Below are 18,217 nucleotides of genomic sequence, written 5' to 3'. Positions count from 1 at the left end.
AATATATTTAAAATAAAGTATAAGATTAGTAAATTTCGATTGAACAGATGGACAAAGTGAATAAACTTACGAGTATAATTATACCTGTAAAAGATGAATCAGAAGGTATTGATCACCTTTTTAATAGATTAATGCCAATTTTAAATCAACTGCCAACTAATTATGAACTAGTATTTATAAATGATGGAAGTAATGATAACACCTTAGAGCTTCTTCTAGAAAAACAAAAAAGCATTCCAGAAATTGCTATCGTTGATTTATCCCGTAACTTTGGTAAAGAAGCTGCATTATTCGCCGGTTTTGCCAACTGTAAAGGTGATGCTGCTATTTCTATTGATGCAGATCTACAAGATCCACCCGAACTTATTCTAGAGATGGTTGAGCACTGGCTAAATGGCTATGAGGTTGTAACTGCCGTTAGAGAAAATCGTGACACAGACACTTCAACGAAGAAGCATACAGCAGGACTTTTCTATACTGTAATGAACAAGATCAGTGAAACTAAACTTACTCCTAACGCCGGAGACTATAGACTGTTAAATAGAGCTGCTATTAACGCTTTTCTTGAGCTTAAAGAAAAAGTACGTTTTAACAAAGGTCTTCTTACATGGATAGGCTTCAAAGAGAAAATCGTTTACCATGCAAGGGAAGAAAGAGTTGCTGGACAGACTAAATGGAACTACTGGAAACTATTTAAATTCTCTATAGATGGTATTACAAGCTTCAGCCGTGCACCATTAGAAATATGGTCTTATATTGGTGTTTTTGTTGCTTTTATGAGCTTTTTGTACGGCTCATTCTTTATATTAAAATCTCTTATTTTTGGTATAGATGTTCCCGGCTACCCATCTCTAATAACTTTTATACTATTCTTTAGTGGATTACAGATGATTGGTATAGGAATGTTAGGAAGTTATATTGGCAGAATATTTATAGAAACAAAACATCGACCTTTATATATAGTGCGTGAAGTGCACAGATCTGAAAAATAATTCTCTTTTAAGCTTTTAATCTAATACCTTTATCTAACAAATACCAACAAGCATAATACAAAATAAATGTAAAAATCACTATTGCTCCAAATGCATAATATGGATTAACTGTAGAAACTCCCAAAAATCCAAATCTCACAAAATCAACTATATAAAATAATGGGTTACATGATGAGATGAAGTGCCAAAATCCTGTAAGATTGTTTATGTTATAGAACACTCCTCCTAGATATATTAGTGGAGTCAGAATAAATGTAGGGAATATCGTAGTATCATCAAACTTTTGTGAAAATATTGCATTTATCAGTCCACCAAGTGAAAATAATGCTCCACAAAAAACAAACCCAGCCAAAACAAGAGGTAAATTATGTATAGCACTGAAACCACCTAACAAGAATGCTGCAATACTAACAAATATACCAACCAAAAAGCCTCTAAAGATTCCACCAGAGATATATCCAAGCACAATCACATGATTACTAACAGGTGATACTAATAGTTCCTCTATAGCTTTACTAAAGCGAATTCCAAAAAAAGAACTTACTACATTACCGTAAGAGTTCTGAATCACTGCCATTATTATCAAGCCAGGTGTAATATACTGCATATAAGTAATACCGTCATCCATCATACCTATACGTGAGCCTACAACCTTACCAAATATCAAAAAATATAAAATTATCGTTATAACTGACGGTAGTAATGTTTGTGGCCAAATTCTAAAAACTCTTTTACACTCACGATCCAAAATTGTGATATATGTTATCCAAAAATCTCTTAAACTCATAAATTCACCTACTTATTTCTTGCTACTTCTATAAATAGCTTCTCTAATTTTGCCTCTTTTGATCGCACATCTAAAACATCTAAACTATATTTGCTCGTTAATTCTGCAAATATATTATTAAGTACAACCCCCTTAGTAACTTCAACTTCAATTGTATAATCATCTATTCGCTTGACTTCACCAAGATCTAGTTTCAAATCATGCTGACACTTTTCTTTAAGATCAAAAATATAAGTATGCTTATCGGCTGACTTTAAAAAAGTCTTCATATCAGTATTGACACATAATTTACCTTTATGAATTAGTGCTATATGCTTACACATTGACTCAGCCTCTTCTAAATAATGTGTTGTAAGAATAATTGTCAAACCTTCTTTGTGAAACTCTGAAATCATCTCCCACAGCGAATTTCTAAGCTCGACATCAACACCAGCCGTTGGCTCATCAAGTATAAGAAGCTTAGGTTTATGTATAAGAGCTCGAACAACCATTAATCGTCTTTTCATACCTCCAGATAGAAATCTAACCTGAGTATTTCTTTTATCATAAAGGTCTACTTTTTTTAGTAACTCTTCTGCATAAGGGATCGCTTCTTTTTTAGAGATGCCAAAAAAGCCTGCTTGGGTAACAAGGATATCCATTGGCTTCTCAAAGATATTTAGATTAATCTCTTGAGCCATCACACCTAGATGCTTTCTCGCTTGGATATAATCCTTATCAATATCATATCCAAAAATTTTTATTTGCCCAGAAGTTTTGTTTACAAGTGATGATATCATCCCTAGAGTTGTTGATTTACCAGCACCGTTAGGTCCTAAAAGAGCAAAGAAATCTCCTTTTTTCACCTCAAAACTAATATCATCAACTGCCTTTAAGCCGCCCTTATAAACTTTGGTAAGATTTTTTATTTCTAATGCGTTTTGACTATCCATAATAATTAATTATTTAGAAAAATATCTGCATATTATAGCACTTCAGAATTTTTTTTTGGAAACTTATAAGACAAACTCTAGAAATAAAAAATTATAATTTTCTCAGCTTAATAATAGCGTTTTCATCCGCATAATCAGGTCTACTACCATCTAAACCTTGAGCTAAAAGGTAATAATCGTTAACTGGCGTACTGGTACAGTTACCATCCATATCGCACTTAGAACTCTCATTTGTCTCATCAATTATTAAAGATGTAGATGCCGAAGCATACCAAGGATTATTCATCTTAATCACCGCCACTTCTCTATCTTCATTTACTGAAATCACAGGGAAAGTAGCTTGACCCGAACCATCACATGATACTACTACTTTTTGCTTACTAGAAATACTTAGAACCTTACAGTTTGGATCTATTGACGAAGCATTACCAAAGTATAATTCATCAGCAAGACCATCACTGACTTGCACTTCGAAATTTGCAGCCGCACATCCTAGAAATGGTACAAATAATATACTAGCTACAGCCACTTTCTTTAGAATATTTTTTCTCATTAATAACTCCTTTATATTTTATATTAAATTTAAACACTTAAACAATTAAGCATATCAATCATATATTATAATTTAATATTAATCATTTAATAGGTGTTTTTTGAAGTTCCTGAAATAAATAATAGAGATATTACAAACCATTAATGTGAAAAATTCTAAAATAGCATCATCAATATACTAAAACCAACAACTACTATAAATATTGGTCGCACTAATTTTGAACCTTTAAGTATAACCATTCTCGAACCAACAATCCCACCAAAGAAACTACCAACAGCCATTAACAATCCAAATGCTATATTTACCTGACCAGATAAAGCAAATACAGCTAAAGAAAATAGATTACTTTTTAGGTTAAGAACTTTCGCGTATCCTGATGCCTGTAAAAATGTATAACCAAGAAAAAAAACTATAGCGATAATCCAAAAATTACCTGTTCCGGGACCAAAAAAGCCATCATAAGCACCCAGTATAAAACCAAATACTGTAAAAAAAGTCACCTCTGACATTCTTTTTTTACCTTGATTAACACCTAAGTTTTTATTCAAAACACTAAAGATAAAAATAACTATCAAAAGAATCGGAACCAAAGTATTCATAAAATCATTATGAATAACCAAGGTTAATATAGTGCCCAAACAAGCACCAACAAATCCTGCAATAAGTCCTCTTAGAACTGTTTTGATGCTAATCAAACCACTTTTATAATATTTCAACACCGCCATGGCTGTACCAATACTAGCTTGAAACTTATTTGTACCTAGTACTGTTACAATTGGCAAACCTGTCATACTTAGAGCTGGTATACTTATCAACCCCCCACCTCCAGCTATAGCATCAATGAAACTTGCCAAAAAACCCATAGATACAACAAATAGACATAAAATATAAAAATGCTCTACAAAAAAATGTTCCACTAGCTGCTACCTTTTAATATGAATCGCTAACCATAAAGTTGGATTATTTGTATAAGTAACCCAATGCTTAGTATTTTTAGGGATAAATAAATGCTCTCCTTCATCCAAAATATAATCATTATTATCTAACCTAAGCTTTGCCATACCCTTAAGAACAACAACCCACTCATCATGACTCTGGATATACGGTTCATCTATAGGCGTAACCTGTCCATAAGATACAATCTTTTCTATATGAATACTATTATCTTTAAAGAGATCTATAAAAACCTCTTTTTCAGAGATTATGGGGTCAATATTATACAAATTAAGTTTATCACTATCTTTTTTCATCAAATTTATATTTATGATCCTAAGTTTTTATATTTTTTATCGACTAAATAACCTTATTTATCAGCATCTTTTATGTATATATCAAGCTTAGGATACTCAATCCTTATATTATTATCTTTTAAAGCATCTAGGATCTTAAGCCTCAAATCACTCAATAAATATATCTTCACAGTTCTAAGACAATATGCTCTAACTGCTATCTCCATACTATACTCATCATAGCTAGTTAATAAGAATTCAGGAGCTGGGGTTTTAAATATTCTTTTTTCTGATTCCACGACTTGTTTACAGACCTCTATAACTCTTTGGGGATTTTGAGCATAAGAAATTTTTAATGGTAAGACTAACCTAGATGTAGGATCTAATGTCTCATTAGAAACCACATTAGTTATCATGACGTTATTAGGAACTATCAATGAATTATTATCAAAAGTCAAAACCTCTGTCGCTCTAATACTAATTTTTTTAACAACTCCGATCTCATTATTAACATTAACCCAGTCGCCTATTTTTACAGGTCTTTCGATAAGCATAACCAAACCTGCAAAGAAATTTTTAACTAGATCTTGCATGGCAAAACCGAGACCAACTGACAAACCAGAAATAATGAATGTAATAGCTGTATTACTTATTCCTAAAGACTTAATAAACAAGAAAATTGCAATAACTACAAAAATATACTTAATAATCGATAAAATTGCTTCACGAGTGCCTAAGTCCATGTTTGTATATGGAAATACTCTTTTATTAGCAACTAGAATAATAAACCTATAGATAAAAAATGCAACTATAATGACTAATATTGACTTCATTAGTGTAATAAGTGGAATTAATTGTAATCCTAAAATATCACCACCTTCATAAAAAAAAGTATTCCATATATCTTCTAATCTCTCAGACTGGATATTTAAACATAAAGGCAAAATAATCAAAAATATTACTATAGAGAGAATAAATATTAAATTTTTTATCCAATACCTTACTCCAGCTCGCTTAACCCCTCCGATAGCCGTCTCAGCAAGACTACGAATAACTACTACCCTAGTTTTATTACACATCAACATATCAACAATAATTACAGATACTTTATAAAAAACATAAATATATAATGATCCATATAAAATCTGATACATATCAAATCCTGCAGACATCCCAAAATTTGGATAACCTCCAAGAGTCATCATTAAGATACTAAACAACAATGTCCCCAACATGAGGTACCTAACTAAATGTACCACTCTCATATCTGACTTATTAGAAGTTGTAACCTTACCTAGTTTTATAAAAATACATACTATTGGTATCAACATTACCAACATAAAAAAGAAGACCAAAATTAATGCCTCCTCTCTAGAGAGTATTGACGTCAAGCTACCTCTTGTAAAGCTGACTAAGTTTGATCTGAATATGTACATAATCATACCAAAAGTAGAATAAGCAATTATAAACAAAGTCTTTAATAACTTAGATATGTAGATCTGTGCAAAATTTTCTAAAATAAATATCAAAAAAGCATAAATACCAACAACTTGGGATACTATGGTCATAACATAATAAGTATCCGATGAAATTATTTCTAAATACCTAAATAAATGCCCTATACCAAGAACAACCAACGGATACAACACTGCACTAAAAAGTAAGAAATAAATACCATTAAGCTTACGAGTTGCCTTAAATAGTTTCTTTTTTGTCTTCAATTTAGGGTTCTGAAACAAACACTTATCGAGAGAGAAAACTGTCTTTGAAAAAAAATACATTCCCAATAGAATAAGGAAAAACACAATATCTTTAATTACTTGAGTAATATTATCCCAGAATGTATGAAATGCAAAATACCATGCTTGTGGCTTCCAAAGAACATTATTCTTTTCAAACCTAAATTGATTGCGCAAATATGTTCTTATACTTGATATATGTTTTAGGGCATTTTCTATGTTCAGATGTACCTCTTTCAAAAGTACTAGCTCGTTTAATATCAACGCCCTCTTTCGAGTATACTCTTTTAGCTTAACATTTAGGTATTTGTTATTTTCAACTCTCTCATTTATAAACTCCGAAAACTGCTCATTTTGATATTTGCCATCAATAAATCTCAGAATACTATCAACTCTTTCAAGTCGAGTATTTAGTTCAGCAATATGCTTACTTATAAAAGATCTGTCTTTAAGAAGCTTACTTCTTTGATACGATAGTGTTTGCTCATTGTTAGATTCTTTGGAGTTATAAATAGACTCTGCAAATAAATTAATCTGTGATATTTTTTGATTTAGCTGTCCATCTTTGTTAAGCGTATTTGCTTGAAGATACCCTAAACTCATCAGTAAAATCAGAAAGCAACAAATAAATCTATTCATAAAAAATAAAAAAACTATAAGGTATTAATTCATAGTAACACAAAAGTACGCCTTAAAAGAATTTACAAAACTAAAATTTAAAAATCTCACAGGTATTTTTGTAGGTTTGCTTAGCAACCACATCAGAAGATATTTCTTTAAGATCCGCCAAAAACTGAGCCACATATTTAACATACTCTGGATAGTTTGGTTTACCGCGCAAAGGTACTGGGGTTAGATAAGGTGCATCCGTTTCAATCAATATTCTATCTAGTGGCAACCTTTTGGCAGTTTCTTGAATATCCTTTGCATTTTTGAAGGTTAAGATACCAGAAAATGATATATACATACCCATATCAATAGCTTTTTTAGCCATATCATAATCTTCCGTAAAACAATGCAGTATACCTCCACATTTCTCTACGTTTTCGCTTTTTAGTATATCCAAGGTATCTTGTTTTGCAGATCTAGTATGTATTATGACTGGTTTATTTACTTCATTTGCTGCTTGCATGTGATTTACAAACTTTTCTACTTGAGCTTCTCTAGTGTCACTACCATTATAGTAGTAGTCTAAACCAGTCTCACCGATAGCAACACATTTATCATGTAGCGAACGCGCTATTATATCATCCACAGTTGGCTGATATGTATCAAGCTCACTAGGATGAACTCCTACAGAATGGTAAATATTATTAAAATTTTCTGTAATTCTCTCTATATCAGCAATTTCATCCCATGCAACAGCTATTGAAACAATTTTTTCAACACCAGCACTTTTTGCATTATTAATAACCTGCTCGAGGCTTATGTTTTCTAGTTTCAAATAATTTAGATGACAATGCGAATCTACTATCATAAAACAGTTTTATAATTTATCAAATGATGTGAGGTATTATAACAATTTAAAGATAAAAGAGACATCTTACTTCTTATTTTCCAAGCTCTATCTTATTCCCAAACCTAATCAAACACATCTGACATGCTATATTTGTTTTATGATCAAGACCAATCACAAGAGACTTTTAAATTGTAAGTTTATAGATATAAGACTACAATTAAATAGTAATTTAACAGTTAATTAAAAGAGATTTTTAAATTTGGATTACACATTTTAACTTTTAAAACTATTATCATATCACTAAAAACAAAATTAGCTGATTTTTAATTAATATTAGGAGAGTTATGTCTACAGATAAACAAATTGAGTTACAAAAAGAAATGGGGCCCAACTGGTTTGCCTCAGTAATGGGTACTGGCATTATCGCAAATGCTGCTGTCGGACTACCTCTTATTGGGAAGAGTTTAACAGGTTTTGCAACTATTATTTGGCTTATTGCATTTGCTATGCTTATCTTTATGACTATTTTTAAAAGTTACCAAACAATAACTAAACCACAAATTATCAAACGTCAATTCAATGATCCAGTAATGTCGCAATTTTTTGGTGCTCCCCCTATGGCTTTTTTGACCATAGCTGGTGGTACATTGCTACTAGGACCTAACCTTTTTGGTCAACAGTTAGCTCTAGATATTGCATGGCCACTTTTTTGGATTGGTACTATTAGTGGTATTATTACTGCTGTTGTTATCCCATATCGTTTATTTACATACAATGAGGTACATGCAGATGCTGCATTTGGTGGCTGGCTAATGCCTGTTGTCCCACCAATGGTATCGGCAACTATTGGCTCAATGTTCCTTAAATATATGCAACATGGCGAAGCACAACAAACATTGCTCTATGGTATGTATGCTTGCTTTGGTCTTAGTCTAATAGCTTCACTTATTATTATAACTCTAATTTGGAATCGCTTAGCTCACTCTGGCACTTCAGGTAGTGCAAGAGTCCCGACATTATGGATTATACTAGGTCCATTAGGTCAATCAATTACAGCTGCAGGATGTTTGGGTACTGCAGCTGTGTTTACAGTTAGTGAGCCTATTGCGACAGGTATGAATGTCATGGCTATTCTTTATGGTGTACCAGTTTGGGGGTTTGCTATGCTGTGGTTCTTCATAGCTACTTTGCTTACTTTAAGAGCATTACAAAGAAAAATGCCATTTGCATTAACATGGTGGGCATTTACATTCCCGGTTGGTACATGTGTTACAGGTACTACACAACTATCTCTACATACAGGTTTAACCTTCTTTCAGTTTGCAGCAATAAGTTCTTTTGTTGTTTTATTATTTGCATGGACTACAGCGGCTGTAGGCACAATTAGAGGCGTAAAAAACGGTAAATTACTCCACAATCCGACTTCTGTTGTTCATATCAAAGCGAAGAAGAAATAAGAGAATCAAAGTGTATTCTCCTTTATATTATCCATTCTCAAAATTATCCATACTACTAAAATAATCTGAGCTAATGCTGCTGTAACAACCACATGATAATATGTTTGCGTAAAGACATTTAGGAATCTATCTAACCAATGATGACTAATATCGTATCTATAATATAAGTCATAAGTTATAGTAAATATAGTTAGGGCAAATGCCGATGAAATCATATTTCCTGAACTTTTGAGTGTATTGACACTATCTAACTTATTTTTATCCGCTACAGTATACATTACTGCATTTGATGATGTCTGATATAAACCTAACACAAATCCATACCCCATAGCGACTGCACAGAATGTAATATAATTATAGTGAATATCAAACAAAATTGAGAGTAACATCACTGAAGATACACCTAGCAAACCTAACACCATACATATTCTATAACCATAGAAATAAACTATATGTTTAGCAGTCTTTTTAGAAAAAATAGTACCAATCATCAAACATACGGACATAATAGATATGTATATAGTATTCAAGTGGCTAAGATGATATAAGACAACAGGCCAAGCAAAAAACACCCAGTAAGTTGTTAGTCTACACAAAAAATTTGAAACAAAGGCTATCGTAAAATTTTTATTACTAAAGATACTTAAATCAATTATTGGATTTCTGATTTTTTTGTATGTAATCGCATATAAAGATATCGATACAACTACACATATAGCAATATATATCTTAATTGACAAGTCAATCTCTTTTAAGAGAATCTCACTTAGTACAAAAAGTGCTGATATTGAAAAACCTAACAGACAAAGACCAACAAAGTCGATTCTCTGCTTTTGATTATTTGATATTTGTTTGGGGAAATATTTATATATAGCCACAACTGCAAAGCAGGCAAATGGCACCTGCATCACAAATGCCAAACGCCATGACTCTGGTGATATAGACGCAAAGATACCTCCTATAATCTGTCCAGATATAGCCATTATCAAAGTATAGTTAGATAATGAAGCCGTTCCCTCAAGCATATTCTCCGAAAGTTTTAAGTAAGCAAGCATTGCTACAGGCGCTGAAAATGCTGCAAATAAGCCCTGAATTGCTCTGAATGCAAAAAGTTGAGTATCAGTCATCGCTAATCCAGATAGCAATGAAAATAATCCAAAACCAGATGCTGCAAACATTAATGTATATCTAAAGCCAATCTTCTCAGCCATCCATGAACTAAGAGGCAGAAACATACCCATAACAATCATATAAATACTGATACCCGTCTTTAGAAATTCAGGTGTAGTATGAAGGCTTTCTGCTATCTTAGGTAAGATATTATTCATAACAGTTGTATCAATAAGATCCATACCCATAATAGTTATGATCGCAATTACTACAATATTAAAGTTAGGTTTTTTCATACACTAATTCTCTTTTGTATATAAAATTTATGAGATAGGAACATTATGAGAGTACAAGTTGATTACTTACAATAAGATGGTGCCGGAGGCCGGACTCGAACCGGCACTCTGTTGCCAGAACCGGATTTTGAATCCGGCGCGTCTACCAATTTCACCACTCCGGCAAGAGTAGCTGGTTATATATTACAGATCTTCAGGCCAATTATCAATCATTGTACCTAAAGATAAACCAAGTTCAGACAATTTGTCTTTGATCTCTGTCAATGACTTCTTACCAAAGTTTGGTGCTTTAAGAAGCTCATTTTCTGTTTTTTGTACAAGTTCACCGATTAATCTAATATTAACTGCTTTTAGGCAGTTTGAAGATCTAGCTGTAAGGTTTAACTCCTCAACATGCTTCAGTAAAACAGGGTTTATATCTTTAGTAGGATCTTCTACAAAAATCCCTTTGTTTATTTCTTCAACATCAACTATATTTCTCAATTGATTTTGAATTTTTGTTGCTGCTAGTCTTAGAGCTTCTTCACAGTTAATATTACCATTTGTCTTAATATTAAGCTCAAGCTTATCCAAATCTGTACGTCTACCTACACGAGCATCTTTAATCTCATACTCACAGAAAGATACCGGAGAAAAAGTAGCATCCAGAAGAAATTCTCCATCCTTGAAGTTTTCTTCAGCTTGTCTATAGCCAACACCTTTCTCCACTTTAGCTTCAATCTTGAGTTTCTTGCCACCATTATAGCTACATATAAATACTTCTTCTGTAATTGTTAAACCTTCAGATAGTTTAGCTTCTTCTGAAAAAACTTCTTCTTCTGAACCTGATAATTCAAAAGTAATAGTTCCAGACTCAATATCATCTGCTAAAGTCACAGGCAAAGCTTTCACATTCAAAATGATATCTGCAACAGTCTCATCACAAGGGATTACATCCTCAAGAGAAGTAATCTTACCATCATTAATTTTAACACTAGTAACACATGCGCCATAGATAGAATACAACATAGTCTGTTTAAGCGCATAACCAAGTGTATAACCAACGCCTCTTTCTAGAGCCTCAAAAGAAAACTTAGTAGCATTTTTTGCATATTCATCAATTTTAATATTAGTAGGATGTAGTAAATTTTCCAATGCCATAGCAGTATAAAACCTAGTTATAATTTTATTAGATATAATTTAATTCCAAAGATTATAGCATACAAATACAAAATTTTAATAGCTTAATTATAACTTCTTGATTTTGTTTATGCTCTCTAGCTTCATTTTTATCTTAGATTCAAAACCAGCATTCGTAGGATTATAAAAAGCTTGACTAATATTTTTTGGCAAGTATTGCTGCACTACATAGGCGTTCGGATAATTATGTGGATATAAGTAGTTACTATCTTTGTAGTTCTTTAGATGCTGAGGAACTTCAATATTGCCCAAACTTTTAACAATCTGTTGGGCATCTGCTAGCGCCTTGTAGCAAGCATTACTTTTGGGTGCCACTGTTAAATATATAGCTGCCTGCGACAAAACCAACCTCCCCTCTGGCATACCTAACTTTTCATAAGCATTCCAAGCATCTATGGCGACTCTCAAAGCTTGAGGATCAGCATTACCGATATCTTCAGATGCTATACAGAGCATTCTTCTTGCGATAACTAGAGGATCAGCCCCATTATCTAACATTACACTCAGCCAAAATATAGCCGCATCAGGATCAGTACCTCTGACAGACTTGTGAAAGGCTGATAGTTGCTCATAGAACTCTTTACCCTCACGGTGAAAATCTCTTGATGCCTCGCCTACTGCTTGATCAAAAAGATCGCTATCAAGATGAATATTGCTAGTTCTATCACTAATCAAAAACATCCTCTCAAGCAAATTTAAAATTTTACGACAATCACCTTCACTATAGTTGTGTATAGCATTGTATAAATCACCATCAATTTCAAAAGAATGTTTTGCCAATGATTCATCCTTGGTTATAGCTCTTTGAATAAGCTTACGGGTATCTGAGATACTCAGCCTTTTCAATCGTAAAATAAATACTCGCGAAACTAGAGCATTATTTAAGTAATATGTTGGATTTTCAGTAGTTGCTCCAATTAAAATAATTTTGCCAGACTCAACATAAGGTAAAAGTAAATCCTGCTGTGATTTATTAAATCGATGAATTTCATCTAAAAATAATACAAAACTACCTAAATGTTGATTATCTGCGATTAATTTTTTAATATCTTTAACACCAGAATCAACTGCAGATAGCTCAAAAAACTCTAACTGTTTAGAACTAGCTATAATTTTAGCTAAGGTAGTTTTACCAACACCTGGTTTTCCACATAGTATCAGCGAGCAAACCCCATCTCCAGCCAAAATTTTTCTTAATGATCCATTTTTTGATAATATATGCTCCTGACCTATCACCTCCTCAATACTCTGAGGTCTTAATCGAGCTGCCAATGGAACATACTTCATATAAATAAATCCTTTTTTGATTTTAACTAAATCTTTTTATTGTCTAATCTATAACAATCTTGTACTTACGCTTAACAAGCTCATAAAGCATACCTTCACGCACTGCACCATTAGACAACTTCATTTCAGAAATTCCAAGACAGTCAAAAATAGCATACAAAATCGCCACACCACCAGCCAAAACGCTCTCTCTATCTTCTCTCAAGCCCTCAAAACGAATATGCTCAACCTCTCGTTTATCCATCATCATTGTAATCAAATCATTAAGAAAATCCTTAGTAATAGTAGAGCATCCTGTAATTTCTTGGCAAACACCAACAACTGATGTAATTGTCCCAGAAGAGCCTAATACAGTACTCCAACCAACTTTTTTGTACTTGCGCAAAACAGGTAAGAGAATTTCTCTAGCCCTATCAGTAGCTGCGTAAAAGTTAGCAAAATCAAGCTTCTCATTACTAAAGTGATCTTTTTGCATACCTACACAGCCCATATCTAAACTACGAGCAATTAATATCTTATCACCTCTTCCAATTACAAGCTCGGTGGAACCTCCTCCGATATCTATAACTAATGTTTTTTGCTTTGCATCATGATTATCTCTAGCCCCAACATACACCAGACGGGCCTCTTCCGGACCAGAAATAATCTTAATTTTAGCCCCTAAGGCTTTATCTAATTTCTTTTTAAAACCTTTTATATTATTTTTAGCCTTTCTAAGAGTATATGTACCTACTGCTTTTACATGCTCAACTTTATATTTTTGAATTTCTTGAGCAAAAAACCCCAAACACTCAATAGCTCTTTCTTGAGCATCTTTACTAATTGTTAAGTTATTATTAAGACCTGCTCTTAGCTGAACTTTTTGCTTTTGTTTTGATAATGTAACAACCTCACCATCAGGCTTGATTTCACTTATCAGCATATGAAAACTATTTGAACCTAAATCTACCGTTGCGACTATCTTTGACATACAAAACAAAAGCTTATTTTTATAACTATCCCCATTATAAAAAAATATCTGTAAAATAGCTAAAAAAATTTGTCTAAGAAGTTTTTTTGTTTATAATAACTAACAATTAGTTTAACTTCTTATAAAATTATCAAAATACAGCAGAAGCTTCTGCTTAATTCAGTTTTAGAATCAAAAAACTTAAAGGAAAATCAAAGCATGTCAAAATGTATCGATATATTAGATAGCCAGTTCGAAAGCGAAGTATTAAATAGTGATACTCCAGTATTATTAGATTTTTGGGCTCCTTGGTGTGGTCCTTGTAAGATGCTTTCTCCAATACTAGAGCAAGTTGCTGAGCATTATGGTGACAAAGTTAAAGTATGCAAAATAAATATCGATGACAACAAAGAAACAGCAATGAAATTTGGTGTGCGTGGCGTACCTACTCTTATGGTTTTCAAAGATGGCGAAAACAAAGAAACTAAAGTTGGTGTAGTACAAAAAACTCAATTAATCTCAATCGTAGACAAATATCTATAATTAGTTAGATCAATATTATTTTTTTATAAATAGAGAATCAAATGAACTTAAATGAATTAAAGTATAAATCTGTTAATGAGCTAATGGATATAGCTCAAAGTCTAGATCTTGAATCACTTCGTGCAAGAAAACAAGAGCTTATCTTCTCAATTCTTAAATATCATGCAGATAAGGGTGAAGATATATATGGCGAAGGTATCTTAGAGGTTCTACAAGATGGCTACGGCTTCTTGAGATCTTCTGATAGCTCATATTTTGCATCTCCAGATGATATCTATGTTTCACCTGCCTTTATCAGAAAGCTAAATCTAAGAACTGGTGATAGTATTGTTGGTAAGATTCGCCCACCTCGTGATAATGAAAAATACTTTGCAGTAAAGCATATTGACAGTGTTAACTTTGATTCACCAGAATTAGCTAGGAAAAAAATCTTATTTGAAAACTTAACTCCTGAGTATGCTAAAGAAAGGCTAACTATGGAAATAGGGAATGGTTCAAATGAAGATATTACAGCAAGAGTCATCGACTTAGCTGCTCCATTTGGTAAAGGTCAGCGTGGTCTAATTGTTGCCCCACCAAAAACTGGTAAAACAATTATGATGCAAAATATCGCAACATCAATTGCTAAGAACCATCCTGAATGTAATCTAATCATGCTACTGATCGATGAGCGTCCTGAGGAAGTTACAGAAATGCAACGCTCAGTGCGTGGTGAAGTAGTAGCATCTACTTTCGATGAGCCTGCAGCTCGTCATGTCCAATTAGCTGAAATCGTAATCGAAAAAGCTAAGAGATTAGTAGAACACAAACAAGATGTAGTAATTCTACTTGACTCAATCACAAGACTTGCACGTGCTTATAACACTGTATCACCAGCTTCTGGTCGTGTACTATCTGGTGGTGTAGAGGCGAATGCTCTGCAAAAGCCTAAGAGATTCTTTGGTGCTGCGCGTAATACTGCTGAAGGTGGTAGCTTGACAATCATTGCAACAGCTCTTGTAGAGACTGGCTCTAAGATGGATGAGGTTATTTTTGAGGAATTCAAAGGTACTGGTAACATGGAACTTCATCTTGATCGTAAGATTGCAGAGCGTCGCGTATTCCCTGCTATTAGTTTTGATAGATCTGGTACGCGTAGAGAAGAGCTTCTTACAACTCCTGAAGAACTACAAAAACTTTGGGTACTACGCAAGATTCTTGGTGGTATGGAAGATGTTCAGGCTATGGAATTCCTAACTGAAAAAATGAAAGGTTCACTAACTAATGAAGAGTTCTTCGAGACTATGAAAAGAGGCGCTATTTAAACCTAGGTCAATTTTTTATCTATCAAACTTATTTTATCTTTTTATCATTCTTAGAAATCAAATTCCATAAGATTAAATTCAAATAGAAATTTATTATTAGCTAGTATTAGTGAATACTATTAATCAAATCGACACAACACTGATTTAGTTCCTTAGCTGACTCTTCAGTAGTAGCCTCTGTATAGCATCTTAACTCCGGTGCATTACCTGACGGTCTAAGGTGGACAATATCTTGATTAGTCATAGTTACTCTAACACCATCTGTAGTATCGATATTTTCAATACTATTTTTACCATCAAAATGCTCACATATAAGCTTATCTAAAAGGTCTGACTCGCCAGCTAATATTGATTCCATGATTTCTTGGCTTTTTTCGGTGGCAAAATCATCAATCTTACTACTTGCTGTATATCGAGATGGTAAATCAAATAAAAGCTCTGAGACTGTTTTATTAGCATTAATAGATAGCATCATCACAGCAAGCATAGGTATCACCGCATCTCTTGTAGCTAATGCTTTTAGAACTTTGCCATCTCTTGATATATCACTAGCTAATAGAAATCCACCATTTGCTTCATATCCAACTACAGCATTTTGATTATTAGTAAGTAGCTCATTCATTGCAGCAATTACATATGGTGAGCCTATCTTAGTTCTAATCACATTATTAAAATAACCTATCTTTTCTGCTACAGTATTACTACTTACTGGTGTCGCGATAACATCAGCTTGAAGATATTTAGCTGTCAATACACCTAGAATATCGCCTTTTAACCAGTTACCATACTCATCACTAACCAGAGGCCTATCAGCATCGCCATCTGTTGATACAATACTATCAATTTCATACTCATTAGCCCACTGTTTTGCAAGCTTCACATCTTCTTGACGAATTGCTTCGGTATCTACTGATACAAATCTCTCTGAGAATCCTAGTAAGATAATCTTAGCACCTAGCTTTTCAAGAATTTCTTTAACTATCTTACGCCCTACAGATGAATGCTCATACAATCCAATAGTCTTACCCGACAAGCAATTTCGCGGGAAGAAATCTAAATATCTATCCACATACTGTACATGTGCTTGATTACAGATTTTTGGTAGTTCTACTTTTTGCAAAAACATCGCATTTTCATCAAAAGTATTATCATTAACCGTAATCGCTTGGCTTACAATCATTTCTTCATCCTCTTTGAGAACTTCGCCATAAGGAGTATTAAACTTGATACCATTTCTATCTTCTGGGATATGACTACCTGTAACCATAACTGATGGTATTTGATTAGTTATACCATATAGCATCACAGCTGGAGATGGGATCTCTCCACAGTACACTGGTTCATAGCCACTATCTTTGACTGCCTTAATCACAGCCTTAGTTATCCTAGGGCTACTATCACGCAGATCATGAGCTATAGCAACCTTTGAACCTTTGGTTATTGAGTACTTCTGCTCCAAAAACTGAATAAAAGCCTTAGTATATAGCCAACAAATTTTATCAGTCATTGCTACAACCAAGCCTCTAACCCCACTAGTACCGAACTTCACACCACTAGAGTTAATAACATCTTTTATAACTACTTTTTCCACACAAATCTCCCGAAATAATCTTATATACTTATAAATTTAGTTTTTCTTATAATAGTTTAACAGTCGACCTTTCAGTATTTCTAGTATTTTGGTGACATACTTAGTCGAAATACACAAATAATTTGCCTTGATACCATTTAGCTCTAGAGCTTTAATCGTTTCTTGGTTAATAATCTTTTTACTCTGCAAATTACTAGTACTAACCCCACCTACCAACATATTAATTATACATTTATTTAAATATGTATACGAAAGCCTATTTACAAGCAAGAATCTCACAAAAATCTCATAATCGGCAGCAATCTTAAAATCTAAACGGTAGACTCCATATTTCTGATAAATAGCTTTTTTGACAAAAAGTGTCGGATGCGGTGGCATAATTCCAAACTTCAATCTATTTGGAGTAAAACGCTTAGCTGAGTAATAGCGCAGGATCTTGCCATCATCATTAACAAATTTCAAATCTGCAAAAAGCATATCTTTATCATTCTGCCTAAACGTGCTCACAATATTGTCTATAACATCACTATTACTATAGCAATCATCACTATTTAAAATACCAATGATATCCCCAGTTGCTAAAGCGATACCTTTATTCATAGCATCATAGATACCATCATCTGATTCGCTCACCACTTTTGATAGTTTAGACTGATACTTTGCTAATATATCCAAAGTGCCATCATAACTACCACCATCAACTATTATATATTCAATATCCTGATAGCTTTGTGAAATTACTGACTGAATTGTCTTTTCAATAGTCTCTGCAGAATTGTAACAAACTGTAATTATCGATACTTTCAAACT

Annotated in this window: 17 protein-coding genes and 1 tRNA gene; 4 read left to right on the top strand and 14 right to left on the bottom strand. The window is 33.2% G+C overall.

The window, feature by feature from the left end:
* Positions 1-47 precede the first annotated feature (47 nt).
* Positions 48-992: a glycosyltransferase family 2 protein gene (locus tag F3D59_RS08430; RefSeq protein WP_013922683.1), complete on the top strand. Its 945-nt coding sequence runs from the start codon at positions 48-50 to the stop codon at positions 990-992.
* Between the two features lie 7 nt (positions 993-999).
* On the opposite strand, the gene F3D59_RS08425 is transcribed toward F3D59_RS08430, so the two are convergent.
* The 7 genes from F3D59_RS08425 to F3D59_RS08395 all read right to left on the bottom strand — a co-directional run bounded on the left by F3D59_RS08425 (position 1,000) and on the right by F3D59_RS08395 (position 7,709).
* Positions 1,000-1,779 (bottom strand): ABC transporter permease, encoded by a 780-nt coding sequence (locus tag F3D59_RS08425; protein ID WP_013922682.1) that lies wholly within the window; start codon positions 1,777-1,779, stop codon positions 1,000-1,002.
* 8 nt (positions 1,780-1,787) lie between these two features.
* Complete coding sequence (locus F3D59_RS08420) at positions 1,788-2,711, bottom strand: ABC transporter ATP-binding protein (RefSeq protein ID WP_150464524.1); 924 nt, start codon at positions 2,709-2,711, stop codon at positions 1,788-1,790.
* Positions 2,712-2,802: 91 nt separating this feature from the next.
* Entirely contained in the window at positions 2,803-3,264 is a 462-nt protein-coding gene (locus tag F3D59_RS08415; RefSeq protein WP_150464523.1) for a hypothetical protein, read from the bottom strand.
* Between the two features lie 155 nt (positions 3,265-3,419).
* A complete protein-coding gene (locus F3D59_RS08410; protein ID WP_191092462.1) occupies positions 3,420-4,181 on the bottom strand; it encodes a TSUP family transporter in 762 nt (253 codons plus the stop codon).
* 6 nt (positions 4,182-4,187) lie between these two features.
* Complete coding sequence (locus F3D59_RS08405) at positions 4,188-4,514, bottom strand: cupin domain-containing protein (RefSeq protein ID WP_150464522.1); 327 nt, start codon at positions 4,512-4,514, stop codon at positions 4,188-4,190.
* Between the two features lie 53 nt (positions 4,515-4,567).
* On the bottom strand, positions 4,568-6,871 hold the full coding sequence (locus tag F3D59_RS08400; protein ID WP_150464521.1) for a mechanosensitive ion channel family protein: 2,304 nt from the start codon (positions 6,869-6,871) through the stop codon (positions 4,568-4,570).
* A 70-nt stretch (positions 6,872-6,941) separates the two neighbouring features.
* Positions 6,942-7,709, bottom strand: coding sequence for a TatD family hydrolase (locus F3D59_RS08395; protein WP_150464520.1), 768 nt, complete (start codon positions 7,707-7,709; stop codon positions 6,942-6,944).
* Between the two features lie 326 nt (positions 7,710-8,035).
* Between F3D59_RS08395 and F3D59_RS08390 the strand changes: the two genes are divergently transcribed.
* Positions 8,036-9,148 carry a TDT family transporter gene (locus F3D59_RS08390; protein ID WP_146420685.1) on the top strand — a complete coding sequence of 371 codons (1,113 nt, stop codon included), beginning with the start codon at positions 8,036-8,038 and terminating at the stop codon, positions 9,146-9,148.
* 5 nt (positions 9,149-9,153) lie between these two features.
* Here the strand turns inward: F3D59_RS08390 and F3D59_RS08385 are convergent, their stop codons facing one another.
* The 5 genes from F3D59_RS08385 to F3D59_RS08365 all read right to left on the bottom strand — a co-directional run bounded on the left by F3D59_RS08385 (position 9,154) and on the right by F3D59_RS08365 (position 13,990).
* The gene (locus tag F3D59_RS08385; protein ID WP_150464519.1) at positions 9,154-10,554 is read right to left on the bottom strand and encodes an MFS transporter; all 1,401 of its coding nucleotides are present in this window, start codon (positions 10,552-10,554) and stop codon (positions 9,154-9,156) included.
* A 77-nt stretch (positions 10,555-10,631) separates the two neighbouring features.
* Positions 10,632-10,718, bottom strand: a tRNA-Leu gene (locus tag F3D59_RS08380).
* A gap of 19 nt (positions 10,719-10,737) precedes the next feature.
* Entirely contained in the window at positions 10,738-11,694 is a 957-nt protein-coding gene (locus F3D59_RS08375; protein WP_150464518.1) for a DNA-directed RNA polymerase subunit alpha, read from the bottom strand.
* A gap of 87 nt (positions 11,695-11,781) precedes the next feature.
* Positions 11,782-13,020 carry an AAA family ATPase gene (locus tag F3D59_RS08370; protein WP_150464517.1) on the bottom strand — a complete coding sequence of 413 codons (1,239 nt, stop codon included), beginning with the start codon at positions 13,018-13,020 and terminating at the stop codon, positions 11,782-11,784.
* A gap of 43 nt (positions 13,021-13,063) precedes the next feature.
* Positions 13,064-13,990, bottom strand: a complete 927-nt coding sequence (locus F3D59_RS08365) for a Ppx/GppA phosphatase family protein (RefSeq protein WP_150464516.1) — start codon at positions 13,988-13,990, stop codon at positions 13,064-13,066.
* Between the two features lie 198 nt (positions 13,991-14,188).
* Between F3D59_RS08365 and trxA the strand changes: the two genes are divergently transcribed.
* Positions 14,189-14,512: a thioredoxin gene (trxA, locus tag F3D59_RS08360; RefSeq protein ID WP_150464515.1), complete on the top strand. Its 324-nt coding sequence runs from the start codon at positions 14,189-14,191 to the stop codon at positions 14,510-14,512.
* 41 nt (positions 14,513-14,553) lie between these two features.
* Positions 14,554-15,816 carry a transcription termination factor Rho gene (gene rho / locus F3D59_RS08355; protein WP_004287296.1) on the top strand — a complete coding sequence of 421 codons (1,263 nt, stop codon included), beginning with the start codon at positions 14,554-14,556 and terminating at the stop codon, positions 15,814-15,816.
* A 106-nt stretch (positions 15,817-15,922) separates the two neighbouring features.
* On the opposite strand, the gene F3D59_RS08350 is transcribed toward rho, so the two are convergent.
* On the bottom strand, positions 15,923-17,407 hold the full coding sequence (locus F3D59_RS08350) for a phosphomannomutase (RefSeq protein WP_150464514.1): 1,485 nt from the start codon (positions 17,405-17,407) through the stop codon (positions 15,923-15,925).
* A 36-nt stretch (positions 17,408-17,443) separates the two neighbouring features.
* Positions 17,444-18,214 (bottom strand): glycosyltransferase family 2 protein, encoded by a 771-nt coding sequence (locus F3D59_RS08345; protein ID WP_149368618.1) that lies wholly within the window; start codon positions 18,212-18,214, stop codon positions 17,444-17,446.
* Positions 18,215-18,217 lie beyond the last annotated feature (3 nt).

The organism is Francisella sp. XLW-1 (assembly GCF_008711455.1).
Classification (GTDB): domain Bacteria; phylum Pseudomonadota; class Gammaproteobacteria; order Francisellales; family Francisellaceae; genus Francisella; species Francisella salimarina.
Note: the sequence above shows the minus strand (reverse complement) of the source record. Positions and strands in the feature narration are given on the sequence as shown.

What these genes read in the sequence shown, in the direction of transcription:
- F3D59_RS08385 (WP_150464519.1), bottom strand. Translation starts at nt 10,554, where the DNA reads ATGAAAAAACCTAACTTTAATATTGTAGTAATTGCGATCATAACTATT.
- F3D59_RS08395 (WP_150464520.1), bottom strand. Translation starts at nt 7,709, where the DNA reads ATGATAGTAGATTCGCATTGTCATCTAAATTATTTGAAACTAGAAAAC.
- F3D59_RS08415 (WP_150464523.1), bottom strand. Translation starts at nt 3,264, where the DNA reads ATGAGAAAAAATATTCTAAAGAAAGTGGCTGTAGCTAGTATATTATTT.
- F3D59_RS08420 (WP_150464524.1), bottom strand. Translation starts at nt 2,711, where the DNA reads ATGGATAGTCAAAACGCATTAGAAATAAAAAATCTTACCAAAGTTTAT.
- F3D59_RS08430 (WP_013922683.1), top strand. Translation starts at nt 48, where the DNA reads ATGGACAAAGTGAATAAACTTACGAGTATAATTATACCTGTAAAAGAT.
- F3D59_RS08370 (WP_150464517.1), bottom strand. Translation starts at nt 13,020, where the DNA reads ATGAAGTATGTTCCATTGGCAGCTCGATTAAGACCTCAGAGTATTGAG.
- trxA (WP_150464515.1), top strand. Translation starts at nt 14,189, where the DNA reads ATGTCAAAATGTATCGATATATTAGATAGCCAGTTCGAAAGCGAAGTA.
- F3D59_RS08400 (WP_150464521.1), bottom strand. Translation starts at nt 6,871, where the DNA reads ATGAATAGATTTATTTGTTGCTTTCTGATTTTACTGATGAGTTTAGGG.
- F3D59_RS08405 (WP_150464522.1), bottom strand. Translation starts at nt 4,514, where the DNA reads ATGAAAAAAGATAGTGATAAACTTAATTTGTATAATATTGACCCCATA.
- rho (WP_004287296.1), top strand. Translation starts at nt 14,554, where the DNA reads ATGAACTTAAATGAATTAAAGTATAAATCTGTTAATGAGCTAATGGAT.
- F3D59_RS08375 (WP_150464518.1), bottom strand. Translation starts at nt 11,694, where the DNA reads ATGGCATTGGAAAATTTACTACATCCTACTAATATTAAAATTGATGAA.
- F3D59_RS08390 (WP_146420685.1), top strand. Translation starts at nt 8,036, where the DNA reads ATGTCTACAGATAAACAAATTGAGTTACAAAAAGAAATGGGGCCCAAC.
- F3D59_RS08365 (WP_150464516.1), bottom strand. Translation starts at nt 13,990, where the DNA reads ATGTCAAAGATAGTCGCAACGGTAGATTTAGGTTCAAATAGTTTTCAT.
- F3D59_RS08425 (WP_013922682.1), bottom strand. Translation starts at nt 1,779, where the DNA reads ATGAGTTTAAGAGATTTTTGGATAACATATATCACAATTTTGGATCGT.